16 protein-coding genes are annotated in these 17269 nt (G+C 58.0%); 6 read left to right on the forward strand and 10 right to left on the reverse strand.

Going from position 1 to position 17269, the window contains the following annotated elements; translation table 11 throughout:
- Nucleotides 1-105: 105 nt before the first annotated feature.
- Together parC and L3068_RS19275 are read right to left on the reverse strand one after the other, a co-directional pair.
- A complete protein-coding gene (gene parC / locus L3068_RS19270; protein WP_014885243.1) occupies nt 106-2364 on the reverse strand; it encodes a DNA topoisomerase IV subunit A in 2259 nt (752 codons plus the stop codon).
- A 118-nt stretch (nt 2365-2482) separates the two neighbouring features.
- Nucleotides 2483-2884: a YgiW/YdeI family stress tolerance OB fold protein gene (locus tag L3068_RS19275; protein WP_014885244.1), complete on the reverse strand. Its 402-nt coding sequence runs from the start codon at nt 2882-2884 to the stop codon at nt 2483-2485.
- A 139-nt stretch (nt 2885-3023) separates the two neighbouring features.
- Between L3068_RS19275 and qseB the strand changes: the two genes are divergently transcribed.
- From qseB to lysM, 5 genes are all read left to right on the forward strand, one after another.
- Complete coding sequence (gene qseB, locus L3068_RS19280) at nt 3024-3683, forward strand: quorum sensing response regulator transcription factor QseB (protein ID WP_014885245.1); 660 nt, start codon at nt 3024-3026, stop codon at nt 3681-3683.
- Nucleotides 3680-5017, forward strand: a complete 1338-nt coding sequence (gene qseC, locus L3068_RS19285) for a quorum sensing histidine kinase QseC (RefSeq protein ID WP_117582184.1) — start codon at nt 3680-3682, stop codon at nt 5015-5017. Before qseB ends, qseC begins: the two co-directional genes overlap by 4 nt.
- A 105-nt stretch (nt 5018-5122) precedes the next feature.
- On the forward strand, nt 5123-5704 hold the full coding sequence (locus tag L3068_RS19290) for an NAD(P)H-dependent oxidoreductase (RefSeq protein WP_236904763.1): 582 nt from the start codon (nt 5123-5125) through the stop codon (nt 5702-5704).
- A gap of 31 nt (nt 5705-5735) precedes the next feature.
- On the forward strand, nt 5736-6050 hold the full coding sequence (locus L3068_RS19295; protein ID WP_008502984.1) for a putative quinol monooxygenase: 315 nt from the start codon (nt 5736-5738) through the stop codon (nt 6048-6050).
- 151 nt (nt 6051-6201) lie between these two features.
- The gene (gene lysM / locus L3068_RS19300; RefSeq protein WP_014885249.1) at nt 6202-6642 is read left to right on the forward strand and encodes a peptidoglycan-binding protein LysM; all 441 of its coding nucleotides are present in this window, start codon (nt 6202-6204) and stop codon (nt 6640-6642) included.
- 30 nt (nt 6643-6672) lie between these two features.
- On the opposite strand, the gene L3068_RS19305 is transcribed toward lysM, so the two are convergent.
- From L3068_RS19305 to L3068_RS19325, 5 genes are read right to left on the reverse strand one after another with little or no spacing between them, the layout of a single operon-like run.
- Complete coding sequence (locus L3068_RS19305) at nt 6673-7548, reverse strand: MurR/RpiR family transcriptional regulator (RefSeq protein ID WP_014885250.1); 876 nt, start codon at nt 7546-7548, stop codon at nt 6673-6675.
- On the reverse strand, nt 7545-8495 hold the full coding sequence (locus L3068_RS19310; RefSeq protein WP_063861897.1) for an iron-siderophore ABC transporter substrate-binding protein: 951 nt from the start codon (nt 8493-8495) through the stop codon (nt 7545-7547). The genes L3068_RS19305 and L3068_RS19310 overlap by 4 nt, the downstream gene beginning before the upstream one ends.
- A gap of 9 nt (nt 8496-8504) precedes the next feature.
- Nucleotides 8505-9545 carry a FecCD family ABC transporter permease gene (locus L3068_RS19315; RefSeq protein ID WP_117582182.1) on the reverse strand — a complete coding sequence of 347 codons (1041 nt, stop codon included), beginning with the start codon at nt 9543-9545 and terminating at the stop codon, nt 8505-8507.
- Nucleotides 9542-10525, reverse strand: coding sequence for a FecCD family ABC transporter permease (locus L3068_RS19320; RefSeq protein WP_023331314.1), 984 nt, complete (start codon nt 10523-10525; stop codon nt 9542-9544). Before L3068_RS19320 ends, L3068_RS19315 begins: the two co-directional genes overlap by 4 nt.
- Entirely contained in the window at nt 10522-11334 is an 813-nt protein-coding gene (locus L3068_RS19325; protein WP_014885254.1) for an ABC transporter ATP-binding protein, read from the reverse strand. Before L3068_RS19325 ends, L3068_RS19320 begins: the two co-directional genes overlap by 4 nt.
- A 384-nt stretch (nt 11335-11718) precedes the next feature.
- Between L3068_RS19325 and L3068_RS19330 the strand changes: the two genes are divergently transcribed.
- Nucleotides 11719-13860 carry a TonB-dependent siderophore receptor gene (locus tag L3068_RS19330; RefSeq protein WP_014885255.1) on the forward strand — a complete coding sequence of 714 codons (2142 nt, stop codon included), beginning with the start codon at nt 11719-11721 and terminating at the stop codon, nt 13858-13860.
- Nucleotides 13861-13931: 71 nt separating this feature from the next.
- Here the strand turns inward: L3068_RS19330 and parE are convergent, their stop codons facing one another.
- From parE to cpdA, 3 genes are read right to left on the reverse strand one after another with little or no spacing between them, the layout of a single operon-like run.
- On the reverse strand, nt 13932-15824 hold the full coding sequence (gene parE, locus L3068_RS19335; RefSeq protein WP_014885256.1) for a DNA topoisomerase IV subunit B: 1893 nt from the start codon (nt 15822-15824) through the stop codon (nt 13932-13934).
- 28 nt (nt 15825-15852) lie between these two features.
- Nucleotides 15853-16434: an esterase YqiA gene (yqiA, locus tag L3068_RS19340; RefSeq protein ID WP_014885257.1), complete on the reverse strand. Its 582-nt coding sequence runs from the start codon at nt 16432-16434 to the stop codon at nt 15853-15855.
- Nucleotides 16434-17261, reverse strand: a complete 828-nt coding sequence (cpdA, locus tag L3068_RS19345) for a 3',5'-cyclic-AMP phosphodiesterase (RefSeq protein ID WP_014885258.1) — start codon at nt 17259-17261, stop codon at nt 16434-16436. Before cpdA ends, yqiA begins: the two co-directional genes overlap by 1 nt.
- Nucleotides 17262-17269 lie beyond the last annotated feature (8 nt).

The following is a 17269-nucleotide window of genomic DNA, read 5'->3' on the forward strand; positions in this document are numbered from 1 at the left end:
CTTTATTACGAGCGCGTATTGTTAATCGCAACGCACGAATTAACAACGATTTTACGGGAAATTTTATTGAACTTCCCCCTCCGGACGGAGGGGGATATCACGAGACTACTCTTCGCTGTCACCCGCGCTGCTGCGCGCCGGTGAATCTATCTCCACACGGTCGATACGCTGCAGGCCGCGCATCAGCGAACCGCGACGACCGCGTTCGCCCACCACTTTCTGCAGCTCTTCCGGGCGCAGTTTGATCTTACGCTTGCCAACATGAATGGTCAGCGTGCTCTGCGGCGGCAGCAGGAAGAGGTGCGCCAGACCATCTTCACCTTTCGCGGCTTCCGCCGACGGGATGTTGATGATCTTGTTGCCCTTCCCTTTCGACAGCTCCGGCAGGTCGCTGACCGGGAACATCAGCATGCGTCCGGCGGAGGTGATCGCCAGCAGCATATCGCTTTCGTTCTCGATCACCAGCGGCGTCATCACGCGAGCGTTATCCGGCAGGCTAATCAGCGCTTTACCGGCACGGTTACGCGACACAAGATCGTTAAAGGTACAGATAAAGCCATAACCCGCGTCAGACGCCATCAGCAGCTTCTGGTCATCGGCCTCCATCAGCATATGATCAACCGTCGCCCCCGGCGGCAGCGTCAGCTTACCGGTAAGCGGTTCGCCCTGGCCGCGCGCGGAAGGCAGCGTGATCGGGTCGATGGCGTAGCTGCGACCGGTGGAGTCGATAAACGCCACCGGCTGGTTACTCTTGCCTTTCACCGCCGCTTTAAAACTGTCTCCGGCTTTGTAGCTGAGACCCGGCGCGTCGATATCATGGCCTTTGGCGCTGCGCACCCAGCCGCTTTGCGACAGCACAATTGTCACCGGCTCGGAAGGCTGCATGTCATGCTCGTTCATCGCCTTCGCTTCTTCGCGCTCGTGCAGCGGAGAACGACGATCGTCGCCGAAGGCATCAGCATCCGCCTGCAGCTCTTTCTTCAGCAGGTTATTCATCTTGCGCTCGGACGCGAGGATCGCCTGCAGCTGATCGCGCTCTTTTTCCAGTTCGTTCTGTTCACCGCGGATCTTCATCTCTTCCAGTTTGGCGAGATGGCGCAGTTTCAGTTCGAGGATCGCTTCCGCCTGCGTTTCGCTGATGCCAAAGCGCGACATCAGGGCCGGCTTCGGCTCGTCCTCGGTACGGATGATCTCAATGACTTCGTCGATATTGAGGAACGCCACCAGCAAACCTTCGAGGATATGCAGGCGCTTCAGCACTTTCTCCAGACGATGGTTAAGACGACGGCGGACCGTATCGCGACGGAACGTTAGCCATTCGGAGAGGATCTCCAGCAGGTTTTTCACCGCCGGGCGTCCGTCAAGACCGATCATGTTCAGGTTGATGCGGTAGCTTTTTTCCAGATCGGTGGTGGCAAACAGGTGGTTCATCACCTGCTCCATGTCCACGCGGTTGGAGCGCGGCACGATCACCAGACGGGTCGGGTTCTCGTGGTCAGATTCGTCGCGCAGGTCGTCCACCATCGGCAGCTTTTTATTGCGCATCTGGGAGGCGATCTGCTCCAGCACTTTCGCGCCGGAAACCTGGTGCGGCAGCGCGGTGATCACCACAGCGCCGTCTTCTTTATTCCACACCGCGCGCATGCGCACGGAGCCGCGACCGTTCTGGTAGATTTTGCGGATTTCCGCACGCGAGGTGATGATTTCCGCTTCAGTCGGATAATCCGGCCCCTGAACGATATCCAGCAGCTCGTCGAGCGACGTTTTAGGCTGCTCAATCAGGGTGATGGCGGCTTTCGCCACTTCACGCAGGTTGTGGGGCGGAATATCTGTCGCCATACCGACCGCAATACCGGTGGTACCGTTCAGCAGGATGTTTGGCAGACGCGCAGGCAGCATCTTCGGCTCCTGCATCGTACCGTCGAAGTTTGGCACCCAGTCAACGGTTCCCTGACCCAGCTCGCCCAGCAGCACTTCGGCATACTTAGAGAGACGAGATTCGGTATAACGCATCGCCGCGAAGGATTTCGGATCGTCCGGTGCCCCCCAGTTCCCCTGACCATCCACCAGCGGATAGCGGTAAGAGAACGGCTGCGCCATCAGGACCATCGCTTCATAACAGGCGCTGTCGCCGTGCGGATGGTATTTACCCAGCACGTCACCGACGGTACGGGCGGATTTCTTGAACTTGGCGGTGGCGTTCAGCCCCAGTTCGGACATCGCATAGACGATGCGGCGCTGAACCGGCTTCAGGCCATCCCCGATAAACGGCAACGCCCTGTCCATGATGACGTACATGGAGTAGTTCAGGTAGGCGTTTTCCGTGAATTCATGTAGCGCGAGGCGCTCTGCCATATCGCTCATTACGTGTGATTCCTCAACTCAGAAACCGATGGGTTTCAGGCAATATTGCCGCAGATACTACCCTATCTGACGAGTTGAGTCACAAAGAAAAAGGACCGGGTGAGCGGCCCTTTTCGGGTTATTTGTTCAGCTTGATAACCTGCTTCACATCGATTTCAAACTCGTTCCAGTCTTTATCGACTTTACCCTGCAGCTCCACTTTATCCTGCGGGGTCACGGTCACGCCGTTCCAGCGCTTGTGGTCAATTTCGACCACCACCGTACCGGACTCATCGCGGAAGGTGTAGCGGTCATCGGACAGGCGCTCGGTAATGTTCCCGCGCAGCTTCACCCAGGCATCGTCCTTCAGATCTTTCACTTTAGCCGCGGTGGTGAGGTTGGCGTTGTTATCGACAAAACCGCCCTGCTGAGTTTGCGTCTGGGCCGGCGTGGCGGATGGGCCACTAAAACCGCCCTGAGCAGCAAAGACCGGCGCGGTGGTCATCATCATGATGGCAGCAATTGCAGCGAATTTTTTCATCGTAATCTCTCCCTTTAATGTCGTTTCGCAGTCCATTAAACAGGGTAATCCTTAACAACTTCTTAAGGGGAAAATTTATTTATTTTTACTGTACACCAGCCGCTTAGAGAGGGTTTACTGGCGGCATCAAGGAGGGAACATGCGCATTTTACTGGTAGAAGATGACAAGCTCATCGGCGATGGCATCAAAGCGGGCTTAAGCAAACTGGGCTTTAGCGTGGACTGGTTTACCGAGGGGAAAACCGGGCAGGCCGCGCTCGCTTCCGCGCCCTATGATGCCGTGGTGCTGGACCTGACGCTGCCGGAAATTGACGGTCTGGACATTCTGCGCGCCTGGCGTGAAGGCGGACACAGCGAGCCGGTACTGATCCTGACGGCGCGGGATGCGCTGAACCAGCGTGTTGAAGGGCTGCGCCTCGGGGCGGACGATTATCTCTGTAAGCCTTTCGCCCTGATCGAAGTGGCTGCCCGCCTTGAAGCGCTGGTGCGCCGCAGCCACGGCCAGACGCGCAGCGAACTGCGCCACGGCAAGGTCACGCTCGATCCAGCGAGCCTTATCGCCACGCTGGATGGCGAAACGTTAACGCTTAAGCCTAAAGAGTTCGCGCTGCTGGAGCTGTTAATGCGTAATGCAGGCCGGGTACTGCCGCGCAAGCTGATCGAGGAAAAACTCTATACCTGGGACGATGACGTCTCCAGCAACGCCGTCGAAGTCCATGTTCATCATTTACGCCGCAAGCTCGGAAGCGACTTTATCCGCACCGTACACGGCATCGGTTATACCCTGGGTGACGCATGAAATTGAGCCTGAAGCTGCGCCTGACGCTGCTGTTTTTAGTCCTCTCTCTGACAGCATGGTTCGCCGCCAGCCTGGTGGCCTGGCAGCAGACCACCCACAAGCTGGATAAGCTGTTCGATACGCAGCAGATGCTGTTTGCCAAACGACTGCTGACGATGGAACTGGACGAGCTTCATGCGCCAGCGCGCATGCGTGAGGTGCCGAAAAAAGCCAAACACGGGCATCTTGACGACGATGCGCTGGCCTTTGCGATTTACGCTTCAGACGGCACGATGATCCTGAACGACGGCGAAAACGGCCGCGATATCCCGTATCACTATCGCCGTGACGGCTTTGACGACGGACGGCTTCAGGACGATAACGACGAATGGCGCTTTTTATGGCTGACCTCGCCAGACGGGAAATACCGCGTGGTGGTCGGCCAGGAGTGGGAGTACCGGCAGGATATGGCGCTCGACGTCGTCAGCTCACAGCTGACGCCTTGGCAGGTGGCGCTGCCGGTAATGCTGCTGTTGCTTATTGTCCTGCTGAGTCGGGAACTGAAACCGCTGAAAAAGCTGGCACAGACCCTGCGCGCGCGCTCGCCGGATGCCACCGATGCCCTGCCCATCCAGGGCGTACCGGCGGAAGTGCGCCCCCTGCTCGACTCGCTGAATCATCTCTTTGCGCGTACCCAGGAGATGATGACCCGCGAGCGCCGCTTTACCTCCGATGCCGCCCATGAATTACGCAGCCCGCTGGCGGCGCTGAAGGTGCAAACCGACGTGGCGCAGCTCTCTCAGGACGATCCGCAGGCGCAGGAAAAAGCGCTGACGCAGCTGCACGCGGGCATCGATCGCGCGTCCCGCCTGGTGGATCAGCTCCTCACGCTGTCGCGTCTGGACTCGCTGGACAGCCTGGACGGTGTAGAACAGATAGCGATGGCCGATTTGCTGCAGTCCGCGGTAATGGATATCTACCCTCCGGCGCAGCAGGCGGGCATTGATATTCGTCTGAACATTAACGCGCCAGAGGTGACGCGCACGGGTCAGCAACTGCTCCTGAGCCTGCTGGTACGTAACCTGCTGGATAACGCCACCCGTTACAGTCCGCGCGGCAGCGTGGTCGATGTGACGCTGGATGCGCGTCGCTTTACCGTGCGCGACAACGGCCCGGGTATTTCCCCCGATGCGCTGGCGCGTCTCGGCGAGCGCTTTTACCGTCCGCCAGGTCAGGATGCCACCGGAAGCGGGCTGGGGTTATCCATTGTGAAACGCATCGCCGCCCTGCACGGAATGCACGTCGCGCTGGGCAACGCCCCTGAAGGCGGCTTCGAAGTGAACGTCAGCTGGTAAAAGATTATTGCATTTAACGCAAAAGACTTTGCACATTTTGCTCATTTTTCCGCTCCGTCCTCGCGCGTAGAATACCCGGCATACTCTCAGTCACGAGGACAAATAATGAGCAACATTTTGATTATCAACGGCGCAAAAGAATTTGCGCACTCTAAAGGCCAACTGAATGACACCCTGACCGAGGTCGCGGATGGTTTCCTGCGCGACGCCGGGCATGATGTTAAGGTCGTGCGTGCGGACAGCGAGTATGACGTGAAGGCGGAAGTGCAGAACTTCCTGTGGGCCGACGTGGTGATTTGGCAGATGCCGGGCTGGTGGATGGGCGCACCGTGGACGGTGAAAAAGTACATGGACGACGTCTTCACCGAAGGTCACGGTTCACTGTATGCCAGCGACGGCCGCCCCCGTTCAGACGCGTCGAAAAAATACGGTTCCGGCGGTCTGATTCAGGGCAAAAAATATATGCTTTCCCTGACCTGGAACGCTCCTCTGGAAGCCTTCACCGAAAAAGATCAGTTCTTTGAAGGCGTGGGTGTCGACGGTGCGTATCTGCCATTCCACAAGGCGAACCAGTTCCTGGGGATGGATCCGCTGCCGACCTTTATCGTCAACGACGTGATTAAAATGCCGGACGTCCCGAGCTATATCGCAGAATATCGCAAGCATCTCGCGAAAATTTTTGCTTAACTGGTAGCCTGGAATTAAAGGAGTAGTAACCATGCTTACAGTAATCGCAGAAATCCGTACTCGTCCAGGTCAACATCACCGTCAGGCGGTGCTGGATCAGTTCGCGAAAATTATCCCAACCGTACTGAAAGAAGAAGGCTGCCACGGCTACGCGCCGATGGTGGACGCCGCTACCGACGCAAGCTTCCAGGCCACCGCGCCAGACTCCATTATCATGGTTGAGCAGTGGGAAACCGTCGCCCATCTTGAAGCGCATTTGCAGACCGCACATATGAAAGCGTGGAGCGATGCGGTGAAAGGTGACGTTTTGGAGACCCACATCCGTATTCTGGAGCAAGGGGTTTAAGTTCGTGGAATTTGCCGGGTGGCACTGCGTTTACCCGGCCTACAAAACCTGAACCGTAGGCCCGGTAAGCGTTAGCGCCACCGGGCTTTTTTAGCACCTTAAACCTCAACTGCTATGCTTATTCTGACTTCATGATTAACAGGAGGATGGAATGGGTCTTTTTAACTTCGTCAAAGAAGCAGGCGAAAAGCTGTGGGATAACCTGACCGATCATAAAGGCCAGGGCGACAAAATCACCGAGCACCTCAAGAAACTCAACATTCCCGGTTCAGACAAAGTCCAGGTTAACGTTACCGACGGCAAAGCCAGCGTAACGGGCGACGGGCTGACCCAGGAGCAGAAAGAGAAAATCCAGGTCGCCGTCGGGAACATCGCGGGCGTCAGCGAAGTGGAGAACAATATCACCGCGACCGATGCCAAAGATGAAGCCACCTACTATACGGTAAAATCCGGCGATACCCTGAGCGCCATCTCCAAAACCGTGTACGGCGATGCCAACCAGTACAACAAGATTTTCGAGGCCAATCGCCCTATGCTCTCCAGCCCGGATAAAATCTACCCGGGCCAGACGCTGCGTATTCCTAAAGCGTGATCAACGAGTCGGGGTTACCCCCGACTGTTTTTAACCGCTTTTCTTCCCCGGCTTTAACCCACGATGCAACTCATTGATACGCTTCATCGACTTAATGGTGCGCTGCGGCTCGGTGGAGGCAACGGATAAAACAATCATCTCCAGACACAGCAGCACCGTGCCATGAAGCGGGATTTTACCCTTCTCTCCGCCACGCGGGACGTGGATCACCACGCTGGCCTCTTTACTGAATTGTGAGTCGGTGGCATTGGTCAGCAAAACGGTGGGGATCCCCAGGCGTTTCGCCTCGCGCAGCGTGGTTTGTCCTTCCCGATGCGCAGATTTTTGCGCCATCATGATCAGCACATCGCCGCGCTGGAGCCCAATCAACTGTTCCGCAAGCCCTATCCCGGTACGGTTGAGCGGCATGGCGGGGAGTCCCATCCGGCTGAACAATCTGGCAGTGTATTCGGCCAGAATCCCGGACGCGCCAATACCAAATAGGGCAACCTGCCTCGCCTGAGCCAGCAGTGAGACCGCCTGCGCCATCGCGAGGCGGTTGTGGGGTTCAGACAAGACGTTACAGGTATGCTGGTGCCCCTCCAGCACGAAATCAATGCTCGCATTGACGTCGCTGGTAAGCGTATTCACCGTGGTGGAGATCTTTTCGCTGGAGGTCACCACCGGACCAAACCACTGCTCCAGCGTCTGCTTGAGATCGCGCAATCCACCAAAACCGAGTGCCTGGATGGCGCGGACGACGGTAGCATCCGACGTTTTAAGCAGCGTCGCGATCTCCATCGCCGTCTGTTCCATCACCGCTTCACGATTTTCATTGATATAGCGCGCCACCAGCAGCAGCCGCGGCGTAAGCTGGTGCGCCCGCGAGCGGAGGCGGTCGCCGAAAACATCGACTTTTCGGCTCATCGTGACGCCTCCGGCAAAGGACGTCCGGCAATCTGCGACTGCACCTGCGCGGCCATGAGCCCTAACGAGGCGAACGAGTTCGAGATGGCCTCTTCGCGCGAGATCAGTACGTAGTGGCCGGTTCGGCAGGCATTCAGGAACTGGCACCAGCCGGGCATGACCGCATCCATCGCTGCCAGCTCATCCTGCGGTTTGCCGCCCGTATCCCCGCGCCAGGTAGCGAAAACGAAATCAGCATCCAGCTCCGGCAGCCGTTCAGCACTGACGTCAATCCGCCCGCCCTCCGGGATGGACTCAATCAGCGGCGGGAAGGTAAACCCGGCATCACGCAGGACGCGCCCCAGCGAATGGTAGCTGTGCATGGCGTTGATTTTCCCCTGATTAGCCTGAATCACCGACACGGTGATTTTGCGTGTGTCGATAGTCGCCTTCAGCGCCTTGATTTGTTCCTGATAGCGGCGTTCAAGAACCTTGAGCCGCGCCTGCGTGCCCGTCAGCTGCGCCAGTTTGCGGTAGATCTCCGGCGCGCCGCCGTCGAGATGATCGATACTCACCGTCGGGGCTATCTTTTCCAGCTGCTCCACCGGCGTGTTGCGGGTCGGCTCGGTAATGATCAGGTCCGGTTTTGCCGCGGCGATGGCCTCAATGTCGATATCGGCAGTGCCGATAAACTTGATGTCGGAATTATCGAAGTCGACGCCGGTCAACATGCCGCTGGACCGCAGAAAGTGGCTACCGTCCGGTCGCGTGCGGCCATGGCTCGCCACGGGCGGTACGCCAAGCTCAATCAGTGGAATGGTGATATCCAGATCGTGTAACGAGACGATCCGTTTCGGATGTACCGGTACCACCACTTTCCGGTTCAGATCGTCCGTAAACGTCTGGGTCGGCTCGACCGCACCCACCGCAAAGCCCACCAGCAACAGCATCGCAAACAGTACGCGCATCATAGTCTCCTAAAATCTGTCCCGACGCTGCCAGAGCAGCAGCAGGAAAAAGGGTCCACCAATCAGTGAAATCACAATGCCCGCAGGCAGCTGCAGCGGGAGGAATGCCAGCCGCCCGACGTTATCCGCCAGCAGCACCAGCAGCGCCCCCAGCACGGCGCTTCCCGTCAGGAGCGCGGTTTGCCCGCCGCGCAGCAGCAGGCGCGCCATATGTGGCGCAATAAGCCCGACAAAACCAATACTACCCACGCAGGAGACGCAGGCCGCCGTCAGTACCACCGGGGCGAGAACGCGCAGCAGCGCCAGTCTGTTTGTGCGCACCCCCAGCCCCGCCGCCGCGTGGTTGCCGAGCAGCGCCACGTCGGCAGCGCGGGCGGTTAATAACAGCAGCGCAAATGCCGGAAGCGACCAGGCCGCCGCAATGCTGACCAGCGTCCAGTTTGCCGCGTGCAGGCTTCCCGCCAGCCATAGCATCGCCGTCTGCACGTCGCGCACGTCCGCCGTGGTCATAAAGACGCCCATTGCCGCGGCGAAGGCCCATGAAACGCCGATGCCGATCAGAATGAATCGTGGACGCGAAATATCACGCGCCAGGGCCACCACCAGCAGCGCAGTGAGTAGGCCTCCGGCTATGCCGACCAGCGGCCGCCAGCCTAGTCCCAGCGCCGGAAACTGAAAAATCAGCAGCAGTACCGCCGCGCTACAGCCCTCTTTCACGCCGATAAGCCCCGGGTCCGCCAGGCCATTGCGGGTAATGGACTGCATTGCTGCGCCAGCCATGCCGAGCATCGCGCCGCACAGTATCGCCATCAGCAGGCGCGGCAGACGGATATCCATCACGATGTAGTGCGTCTCTGGGGTCAGGCTTTCGGGATAAAACAGCGCCCGCCCGATGGCGGATGCGGGAACGGGAAGCGAGCCGTGCGTCAGGCCAAATGCGGTAAGCAAGCAGGCCGCCAGCGTCAGGACGGCCAGGCACACCAGCGCTTTTGGACGAACCAGCGCCGAGAAAGCCCCCACGCGTAACGCGCGCAATCCAGCCCGGTTCATTTGAACATCCTTGCAGCCATGAAGATAAAGACGGGCGCGCCGACCAGGGCAGTCATGATGCCGGTTGCCAGCTCCCAGGGCGTAAACAGCGTGCGGGCAGCAATGTCCGCCAGCAGCAGAACCAGTGCCCCGCACAAGGCAGAGAGCGGCACCATCACGCGCAGATCGACCGACACCACACGGCGAATGAGCTGCGGCACCACAAGGCCGATAAAGCCAATCGGCCCGGCGAGGGAGACCGCCGCTCCGCAGAGCAGCGCGATAGAAAGCAGAGCGAGCAGGCGGGTTTTCAGCAGCGACACGCCCAGCCCCTGCGCCATCCTGTCGCCCATCGCCAGCATATTGAGCGAGGGCGATAACCCGAGCGCCAGCACAAACCCCATGGCCGCCACCCACAGGGCAGCGGCGATCGTTTCACCGCTAAGCCCTGCTAAATCTCCCGCCAGCCAGGTCCGCATGGCGAGCAGCGTCTGTTCATCCAGAATGAGCACCGTGGCGGTAATCGACGCGGCAAACGCCGACATCGCCACGCCGCACAGGGTCACCTTCATCGGCATAAGTCCTGCGCGGCCGGACGAGGAGAACATCAGTACCAGCAGAAACAGCGCAGCGGCGCCAGCGGCGGCAATCAGTGGGCGTCCAAACGGCAGCGTGAGCCCAAGCGCGCTCGTCAGTACCACCGCCAGTGCCGCCCCGGCATTGAGCCCCAGAATATGCGGTTCGCCGAGCGGGTTGCGGATCACGGATTGCAGCAGCACGCCCGCGACGCCGAGGGCAGCACCTGTCACCATCGCGCCGCAGAGACGCAGCAGCCGCAGTTTGATAATGATGTTATGGTCGAAATTGCGCGGGTCGAAATGGAAGAAGGCCTCCACCACCGTCTTCGGGGCGATAAAACGCGCACCGATACCCAGATGCGCAATCGCGCCCATCGCCAGCAGCAAGGTGAAAAGCAGGAAAGCCAGAGAGGTGCGCATCATGGCTGTTCCGTGACCTGGCGGAACGGCATAAAGAACGGTTTGCCGGTCAGCGGATTGATGGACATATGCACGTCGACATCAAATACCGCTTTAATCAACGCCGGCGTGCAGACGTCGCCCTCATGTAATACGCCCTCCACTTTTCCCTGGCGTAAAAAGACCAGTGAATCACCATAATTCACGGCGAAGTTAAGATCGTGCAGCACCACTACCACGGTACGTCCATGCGCGCGGGTCAGCGTATGCAGCAGTTCGAGGATTTCCACCTGATAGCGGAGATCGAGGAAGGTTGTCGGTTCATCCAGCAGGATATACGGCGTTTGCTGTGCCAGCGCCATGGCGATCCAGCAGCGCTGGCGCTGGCCGCCGGACAGGCTCTCGACAGGCCTATGGGCAAACTCCGCCGTGCCGGTCAGGCGCAGCGCCTCTTCCACTGCCCGCTCGTCTTCGTCGCTCCACTGGCGCATAAAATTCTGCCACGGGAAACGCCCGCGCGAGACCAGCTCGAAAACGGTTAACCCTTCCGGCAGCAGCGGCGACTGCGGCAGGATGCCAAGCTGGCGGGCGACCGCTTTCGTCGGCTGCGCGTGGATTGCCTTGCCGTCGAGAACGGCCGCGCCGCCCAGCGGCTGGAGTAAGCGCGCAATCGTACTCAGCAGCGTCGATTTTCCGCAGCCGTTCGCGCCCACCAGAACGGTTATTTTCTGCTGCGGGATCGCAAGGGAGATATCATCAACGATGATTTTTTTCTGGTAACCGGCAGAAAGATTCTCCAGAACCAGTCCCGGTTTTTGGGTGTTGTGAGCCACGTGAATGCCAACGTAATGAAAAACAGCAATAAATATAAATAAAAATCATTCTCTTTTGAGAGTTTGCCGCCGCGTCATGTAGTAGTCAAGTGAAGAAATACCCTTAAAAAACCAGGGGTAACGGGGCATTGATACGCGACACAAAATACAAATAAATATCTATTTTTCAATCAATTAAATGGTTAACCTTTTGTATTTCCGTCACGTTTCGCCTGTGTAGCCAATTTTTATCTTTTTTCATTTACTACTACATGCCTGCATGATTGAATGATTCTCAATTACATGTTCGATGCCGGTTCTGGCTAACGAGCAGACCATTAAGGGCAATGACTCACACATTCTTCCGTGAAGGTGATTCACGGATATTTCGGGATAACAGATGTAATGGCTACGTTCACACCTTCACTCTCTGGGGTAAAAGGGCGCGCGCTCTTTTCTCTGCTGTTTATCGCACCGCTGGTACAGGCCGCAGACGCTAATACGGCTAAAGACGGCGAAACGCTTACCGTTATCGCCGATCCCACTGCCGTGGCGGAGGCCACCAACGGCTACCAGCCGCTGAACACCTCCACCGCGACGCTGACCACCATGCCCATGCTGGATATCCCGCAGGTAGTGAATACCGTCAGCGATAAAGTGCTTGCGGATCAGCACGCTACCACGCTCGATGAAGCGCTGTATAACGTCAGCAACGTGGTTCAGACCAACACCCTGGGCGGTACGCAGGATGCCTTTGTGCGCCGTGGATTTGGCGCGAACCGCGACGGCTCGATCATGACCAACGGTCTGCGTACCGTCCTGCCGCGTAGCTTCAACGCCGCTACCGAACGCGTGGAGGTGCTGAAAGGCCCGGCCTCAACGCTTTATGGCATTCTCGATCCGGGCGGCCTGATTAATGTCGTCACTAAGCGCCCGGAGAAAACCTTCGGCGGCGCAATTTCTGCCACCTCCTCCAGCTTTGGCGGCGGCACCGGACAGGTTGACGTGACCGGCCCGATTGACGGGACCCGTCTGGCGTACCGCCTGACGGGGGAGTACCAGGACGAGGACTACTGGCGCAATTTCGGTAACGAACGCAGCACCTTTATCGCCCCCTCCCTGACCTGGTTTGGCGATGATGCCACGGTGACCGTGCTCTATTCCCACCGCGACTATAAAACGCCGTTCGATCGCGGCACGATCTTCGACCTCAACACCAAACAGCCGGTGAACGTCGATCGTAATACCCGTTTTGACGAGCCGTTTAACATCACTGACGGGCAGTCCGATCTCGCTCAGCTTAACGCGGAATACCGCCTTAATAGCCAGTGGACCGCGAAGTTCGACTACAGCTACAGCCAGGATAAATACAGCGATAACCAGGCCCGCGTAATGGCCTACGATGCCAAAACCGGTAACCTGACCCGTCGCGTGGATGCGACCCAGGGCTCAACCCAGCGCATGCACAGCACCCGCGCGGATTTGCAGGGCAACGTGGATATCGCGGGCTTTTACAATGAGATCCTGACCGGCGTGTCGTATGAAAATTACGATCTGCTGCGTACGGACATGATGCGCTGTAAGAACGTCAAAGGATTCAATATTTACCATCCGGTTTACGGCAAACTCGACAAGTGTACAACCGTCTCCGCCGCTGACAGCGACCAGACGCTGAAGCAGGAGAGTTACTCTGCCTACGCGCAGGATGCCCTGTACCTGACCGATAAATGGATCGCCGTCGCCGGGATGCGCTATCAGTATTACACCCAGTACGCCGGTAAAGGCCGTCCTTTCAACGTTAACACCGACAGTCGCGACGAACAGTGGACGCCAAAGCTGGGGCTGGTTTACAAACTCACGCCGTCCGTTTCGCTGTTTGCTAACTACTCCCAGACGTTTATGCCGCAGTCGTCCATAGCGAGCTATATTGGCGACCTGCCGCCGGAAACGTCGAATGCCTACGAAGTGGGCGCAAAGTTCGACCTGTTCGACGGGGTTACTGCCAACATCGCGCTGTTTGATATTCACAAACGCAACGTGCTGTATACCGAAAGCATCGGAGGCGAAACCATCGCCAAAACCGCGGGCCGCGTGCGTTCTCAGGGCGTAGAGGTGGATCTCGCCGGGTCGCTGACGGAGAACACCAACATTATCGCCAGCTACGGCTATACCGACGCGAAAGTGCTGGAAGACCCGGACTATGCGGGTAAACCGCTGCCAAACGTACCGCGCCATACCGGTTCCCTGTTCCTGACCTACGATATTCATAATGCGTTTGCCGGGAATACGCTGACCCTCGGCGGCGGCGGACATGGCGTGAGCCGTCGCTCAGCGACCAACGGTGCGGATTATTATCTGCCGGGCTATTTCGTGGCGGATGCGTTTGCGGCGTACAAGATGAAGCTGCAGTATCCGGTGACGCTGCAGGTCAACGTGAAGAACCTGTTTGATAAGACCTACTACACGTCATCTATCGCGACCAATAATCTGGGCAACCAAATCGGCGATCCGCGTGAAGTGCAGTTTACGGTGAAGATGGAGTTTTGATGTAAAAAAGCCCGGTGGCGCTCACGCTTACCGGGCCTACGATCCATTCCCTCTCCCTGTGGGTGAGTGCATCAGGCCTCAATATCCGCCATATCACCCTTCTCCTGCAGCCAGTTACGTCGGTCTTCCGAACGTTTCTTGGCAAGGAGCATATCCATCATGGCATTCGTTTGCTGTTCGTCTTCGTCGCTGATGGTCAGCTGCACCAGACGGCGCGTATTCGGATCCAGCGTCGTTTCACGTAGCTGCATCGGGTTCATCTCACCCAGCCCTTTAAAGCGCTGGACGTTAGGCTTGCCCTTCTTACGCTTCAGCTGCTCCAGCACGCCCGCCTTCTCTTCTTCCGTCAGTGCGTAATAAACCTCTTTGCCGAGGTCGATACGGTACAGCGGCGGCAGCGCAACGTGGACGTGACCGTTTTTCACCAGCGTGCGGAAGTGCTTCACGAAAAGCGCGCACAGCAGCGTGGCAATGTGCAGACCATCGGAGTCCGCATCCGCGAGGATACAGATCTTGCCGTAACGCAGCTGGCTCAGATCGTCGCTGTCAGGATCGATACCGATCGCTACGGAAATATCATGCACTTCCTGCGAAGCCAGCACTTCATCTGAAGAGACTTCCCAGGTGTTCAGGATCTTACCCTTAAGCGGCATGATCGCCTGATATTCACGATCGCGCGCCTGCTTGGCCGACCCGCCCGCCGAGTCCCCTTCCACGAGGAACAGCTCGGTACGGTTGAGGTCCTGTGCGGTACAGTCCGCCAGCTTGCCCGGCAGCGCAGGGCCGCTGGTCAGCTTTTTACGTACCACTTTCTTCGCCGCACGCAGACGGCGCTGGGCGCTGGAAATCGCCATTTCAGCCAGCATCTCTGCCGCCTGAACGTTCTGGTTCAGCCACAGGGTAAAGGCATCTTTCACCACGCCGGAGACGAATGCCGCACACTGACGTGACGACAGACGCTCTTTGGTCTGGCCGGCAAACTGCGGATCCTGCATCTTCACGGAGAGCACGTAGGCGCAGCGATCCCAGATATCTTCCGCCGACAGCTTCACGCCGCGCGGCAGAATGTTGCGGTATTCGCAGAACTCGCGCATCGCATCCAGCAGGCCCTGACGCAGGCCGTTGACGTGCGTACCGCCAAGCATGGTTGGAATCAGGTTGACGTAGCTTTCCGTCAGCAGCTCGCCGCCTTCCGGCAGCCACAGCAGCGCCCAGTCCACCGCTTCAGTGTCACCGCTAAAGTTACCGACGAACGGTTTTTCCGGCAGCGTCGGCAGGCCGTTTACCGCTTCGCACAGATAGTCATTAAGACCATCGGCGTAGCACCAGGTCTGCTCGGTGTTGTTGACGTGATCGGTAAAAGTGATTTCTACGCCCGGACAGAGCACCGCTTTCGCTTTCAGCAGGTGCGTCAGGCGAGAAACGGAAAAACGCGGGCTGTCGAAGAAGCTTTCGTCTGGCCAGAAGTGGACGCTGGTACCGGTGTTGCGTTTGCCGCACGTGCCGACAACCTGCAAATCCTGCACCTTTTCGCCGTTTTCAAACGCGATGTTATAGACCTGACCGTCGCGACGGACGTTCACTTCCACCCGTTTGGACAGGGCGTTAACCACGGAGATCCCCACGCCGTGCAAACCGCCGGAGAACTGGTAGTTTTTGTTGGAGAACTTACCGCCCGCGTGCAGACGACACAGGATCAGCTCAACGGCAGGCACGCCCTCTTCCGGGTGGATGTCCACCGGCATGCCGCGCCCGTCGTCGATAACTTCCAGCGATTGATCGGCATGCAGGATGACGTCAACGCGTTTGGCATGGCCCGCCAGCGCTTCGTCCACACTGTTATCAATAACTTCCTGGCCCAGGTGGTTTGGGCGCGTTGTATCGGTGTACATCCCCGGGCGGCGGCGAACCGGCTCAAGCCCGGTGAGGACCTCAATGGCATCAGCGTTATAGGTTTGCGTCATGATTTAAACTAGCAATTCGCATTGATTGTCAGTGGCTGTGCAGTCCAAGAAAATCGACAATCTGGTTGAAATGATTCTCAAAGCCCGTGAAAGCATGGTTTCCGCCTTCTTCTATAGTCTGGCGGCAGGATGCGTAATACGCCACTGCCTGGCGGTAATCCAGCACTTCATCACCCGTCTGTTGCAACAGCCAGATGAGATCCGGCGCTTCAAGCGGGTCGACCTGCATAACTTTGAGATCGTAAATATGGCGTGACTCTAGCACATATTGCTGCCCGGTGTAGGGGTTCTCGTTTTCACCAAGAAAGTCCCTCAGCAGCTCAAATGGCCGTACCGCCGGATTCACCACAACGGCCGGCAGCATAAAGCATTGCGAGAGCCAGGTGGCGTAGTACCCGCCCAGCGATGAGCCGACCACACCAAACGATTCACCGCCGTGTTCAAGCACGATGGATTCGAGCATTTCCGCCGCCTCCGCCGGATAAGGCGGCAGCTGCGGGATAATCATCTCAACATGGGGGTGATGCTCGCTCAGCCACTGGCGAAACTGTGTCGCTTTTGCGGAGCGCGGCGAGCTGTTGAATCCGTGCAGATAAAGGAGCGTAGACATCAATAGCCTTCTGAAGCGGTATCTGGTCGGAATTGTGCGCCTGCCAGACGGCAGACTTCCGTGGTCAGCGTGCCGTCGGCATGCAGTTCCAGCCAGCGCCAGCCTGGCGCGATAGTATCCAGCGTAAAGTTGGCACAGTGCGGTTTAAACTGCACGCAGGTCGACGGCGTCGCCAGCATGCGGCGCCCGTTCCAGTCGAGATCCTGTTCCTGATGAATGTGTCCGCACAGCAGATGTTTCACGCGGGGGAACTTCGTCAGCACGCGATCCAGCGCGGCGGAGTTACGCAGGCTGTGTTGATCGAGCCAGCTGCAGCCCGCCGGGAGCGGATGATGATGCAGCAACAGCAGGGTATGACGTTCAGGTTCGGCAGCCAGTTTGGTCTCCAGCCAGTCGAGTTGAAACTCGCTTAACTCACCGTGCGGGACGCCAAATACCTGGCTGTCCAGCAGCAGGATCTGCCACTTTTCACCCGCAAAAACACACTTCGCCGGAGAAATCCCCGCGTCCTGAAGGGAGCTGTACATCGCGGGCTGGAAATCGTGGTTTCCCGGCAGCCAGACGCAAGGCACGCTAAAGCTCGCGATGCCTTCAGCAAAATGCTGGTAGGCCGCGGAGGATTGGTCCTGCGCCAGATCGCCTGTTGCAACTATCAGATCGCAGTCGCGATGTTCAGCGTGAATGGCGCTAAGTACTGCCTGATAGCTCTCCCAGGTATTCACCCCGAGCAGCGTCTCATGCTTTTCGGCAAAAAGGTGGGTATCGGTGATTTGTAATATCCTGACTGGCGCCCCACCAGCAACAGTCAGGTTCAACAGGCTTTCCAAATGGTGTC

It is taken from the genome of Enterobacter cloacae complex sp. ECL414 (assembly GCF_021869685.1).
In the GTDB taxonomy this organism is placed as follows: domain Bacteria; phylum Pseudomonadota; class Gammaproteobacteria; order Enterobacterales; family Enterobacteriaceae; genus Enterobacter; species Enterobacter kobei.

What these genes read in the sequence shown, in the direction of transcription:
- parC (WP_014885243.1), bottom strand. Translation starts at nt 2,364, where the DNA reads ATGAGCGATATGGCAGAGCGCCTCGCGCTACATGAATTCACGGAAAAC.
- L3068_RS19275 (WP_014885244.1), bottom strand. Translation starts at nt 2,884, where the DNA reads ATGAAAAAATTCGCTGCAATTGCTGCCATCATGATGATGACCACCGCG.
- qseB (WP_014885245.1), top strand. Translation starts at nt 3,024, where the DNA reads ATGCGCATTTTACTGGTAGAAGATGACAAGCTCATCGGCGATGGCATC.
- qseC (WP_117582184.1), top strand. Translation starts at nt 3,680, where the DNA reads ATGAAATTGAGCCTGAAGCTGCGCCTGACGCTGCTGTTTTTAGTCCTC.
- L3068_RS19290 (WP_236904763.1), top strand. Translation starts at nt 5,123, where the DNA reads ATGAGCAACATTTTGATTATCAACGGCGCAAAAGAATTTGCGCACTCT.
- L3068_RS19295 (WP_008502984.1), top strand. Translation starts at nt 5,736, where the DNA reads ATGCTTACAGTAATCGCAGAAATCCGTACTCGTCCAGGTCAACATCAC.
- lysM (WP_014885249.1), top strand. Translation starts at nt 6,202, where the DNA reads ATGGGTCTTTTTAACTTCGTCAAAGAAGCAGGCGAAAAGCTGTGGGAT.
- L3068_RS19305 (WP_014885250.1), bottom strand. Translation starts at nt 7,548, where the DNA reads ATGAGCCGAAAAGTCGATGTTTTCGGCGACCGCCTCCGCTCGCGGGCG.
- L3068_RS19310 (WP_063861897.1), bottom strand. Translation starts at nt 8,495, where the DNA reads ATGCGCGTACTGTTTGCGATGCTGTTGCTGGTGGGCTTTGCGGTGGGT.
- L3068_RS19315 (WP_117582182.1), bottom strand. Translation starts at nt 9,545, where the DNA reads ATGAACCGGGCTGGATTGCGCGCGTTACGCGTGGGGGCTTTCTCGGCG.
- L3068_RS19320 (WP_023331314.1), bottom strand. Translation starts at nt 10,525, where the DNA reads ATGATGCGCACCTCTCTGGCTTTCCTGCTTTTCACCTTGCTGCTGGCG.
- L3068_RS19330 (WP_014885255.1), top strand. Translation starts at nt 11,719, where the DNA reads ATGGCTACGTTCACACCTTCACTCTCTGGGGTAAAAGGGCGCGCGCTC.
- parE (WP_014885256.1), bottom strand. Translation starts at nt 15,824, where the DNA reads ATGACGCAAACCTATAACGCTGATGCCATTGAGGTCCTCACCGGGCTT.
- yqiA (WP_014885257.1), bottom strand. Translation starts at nt 16,434, where the DNA reads ATGTCTACGCTCCTTTATCTGCACGGATTCAACAGCTCGCCGCGCTCC.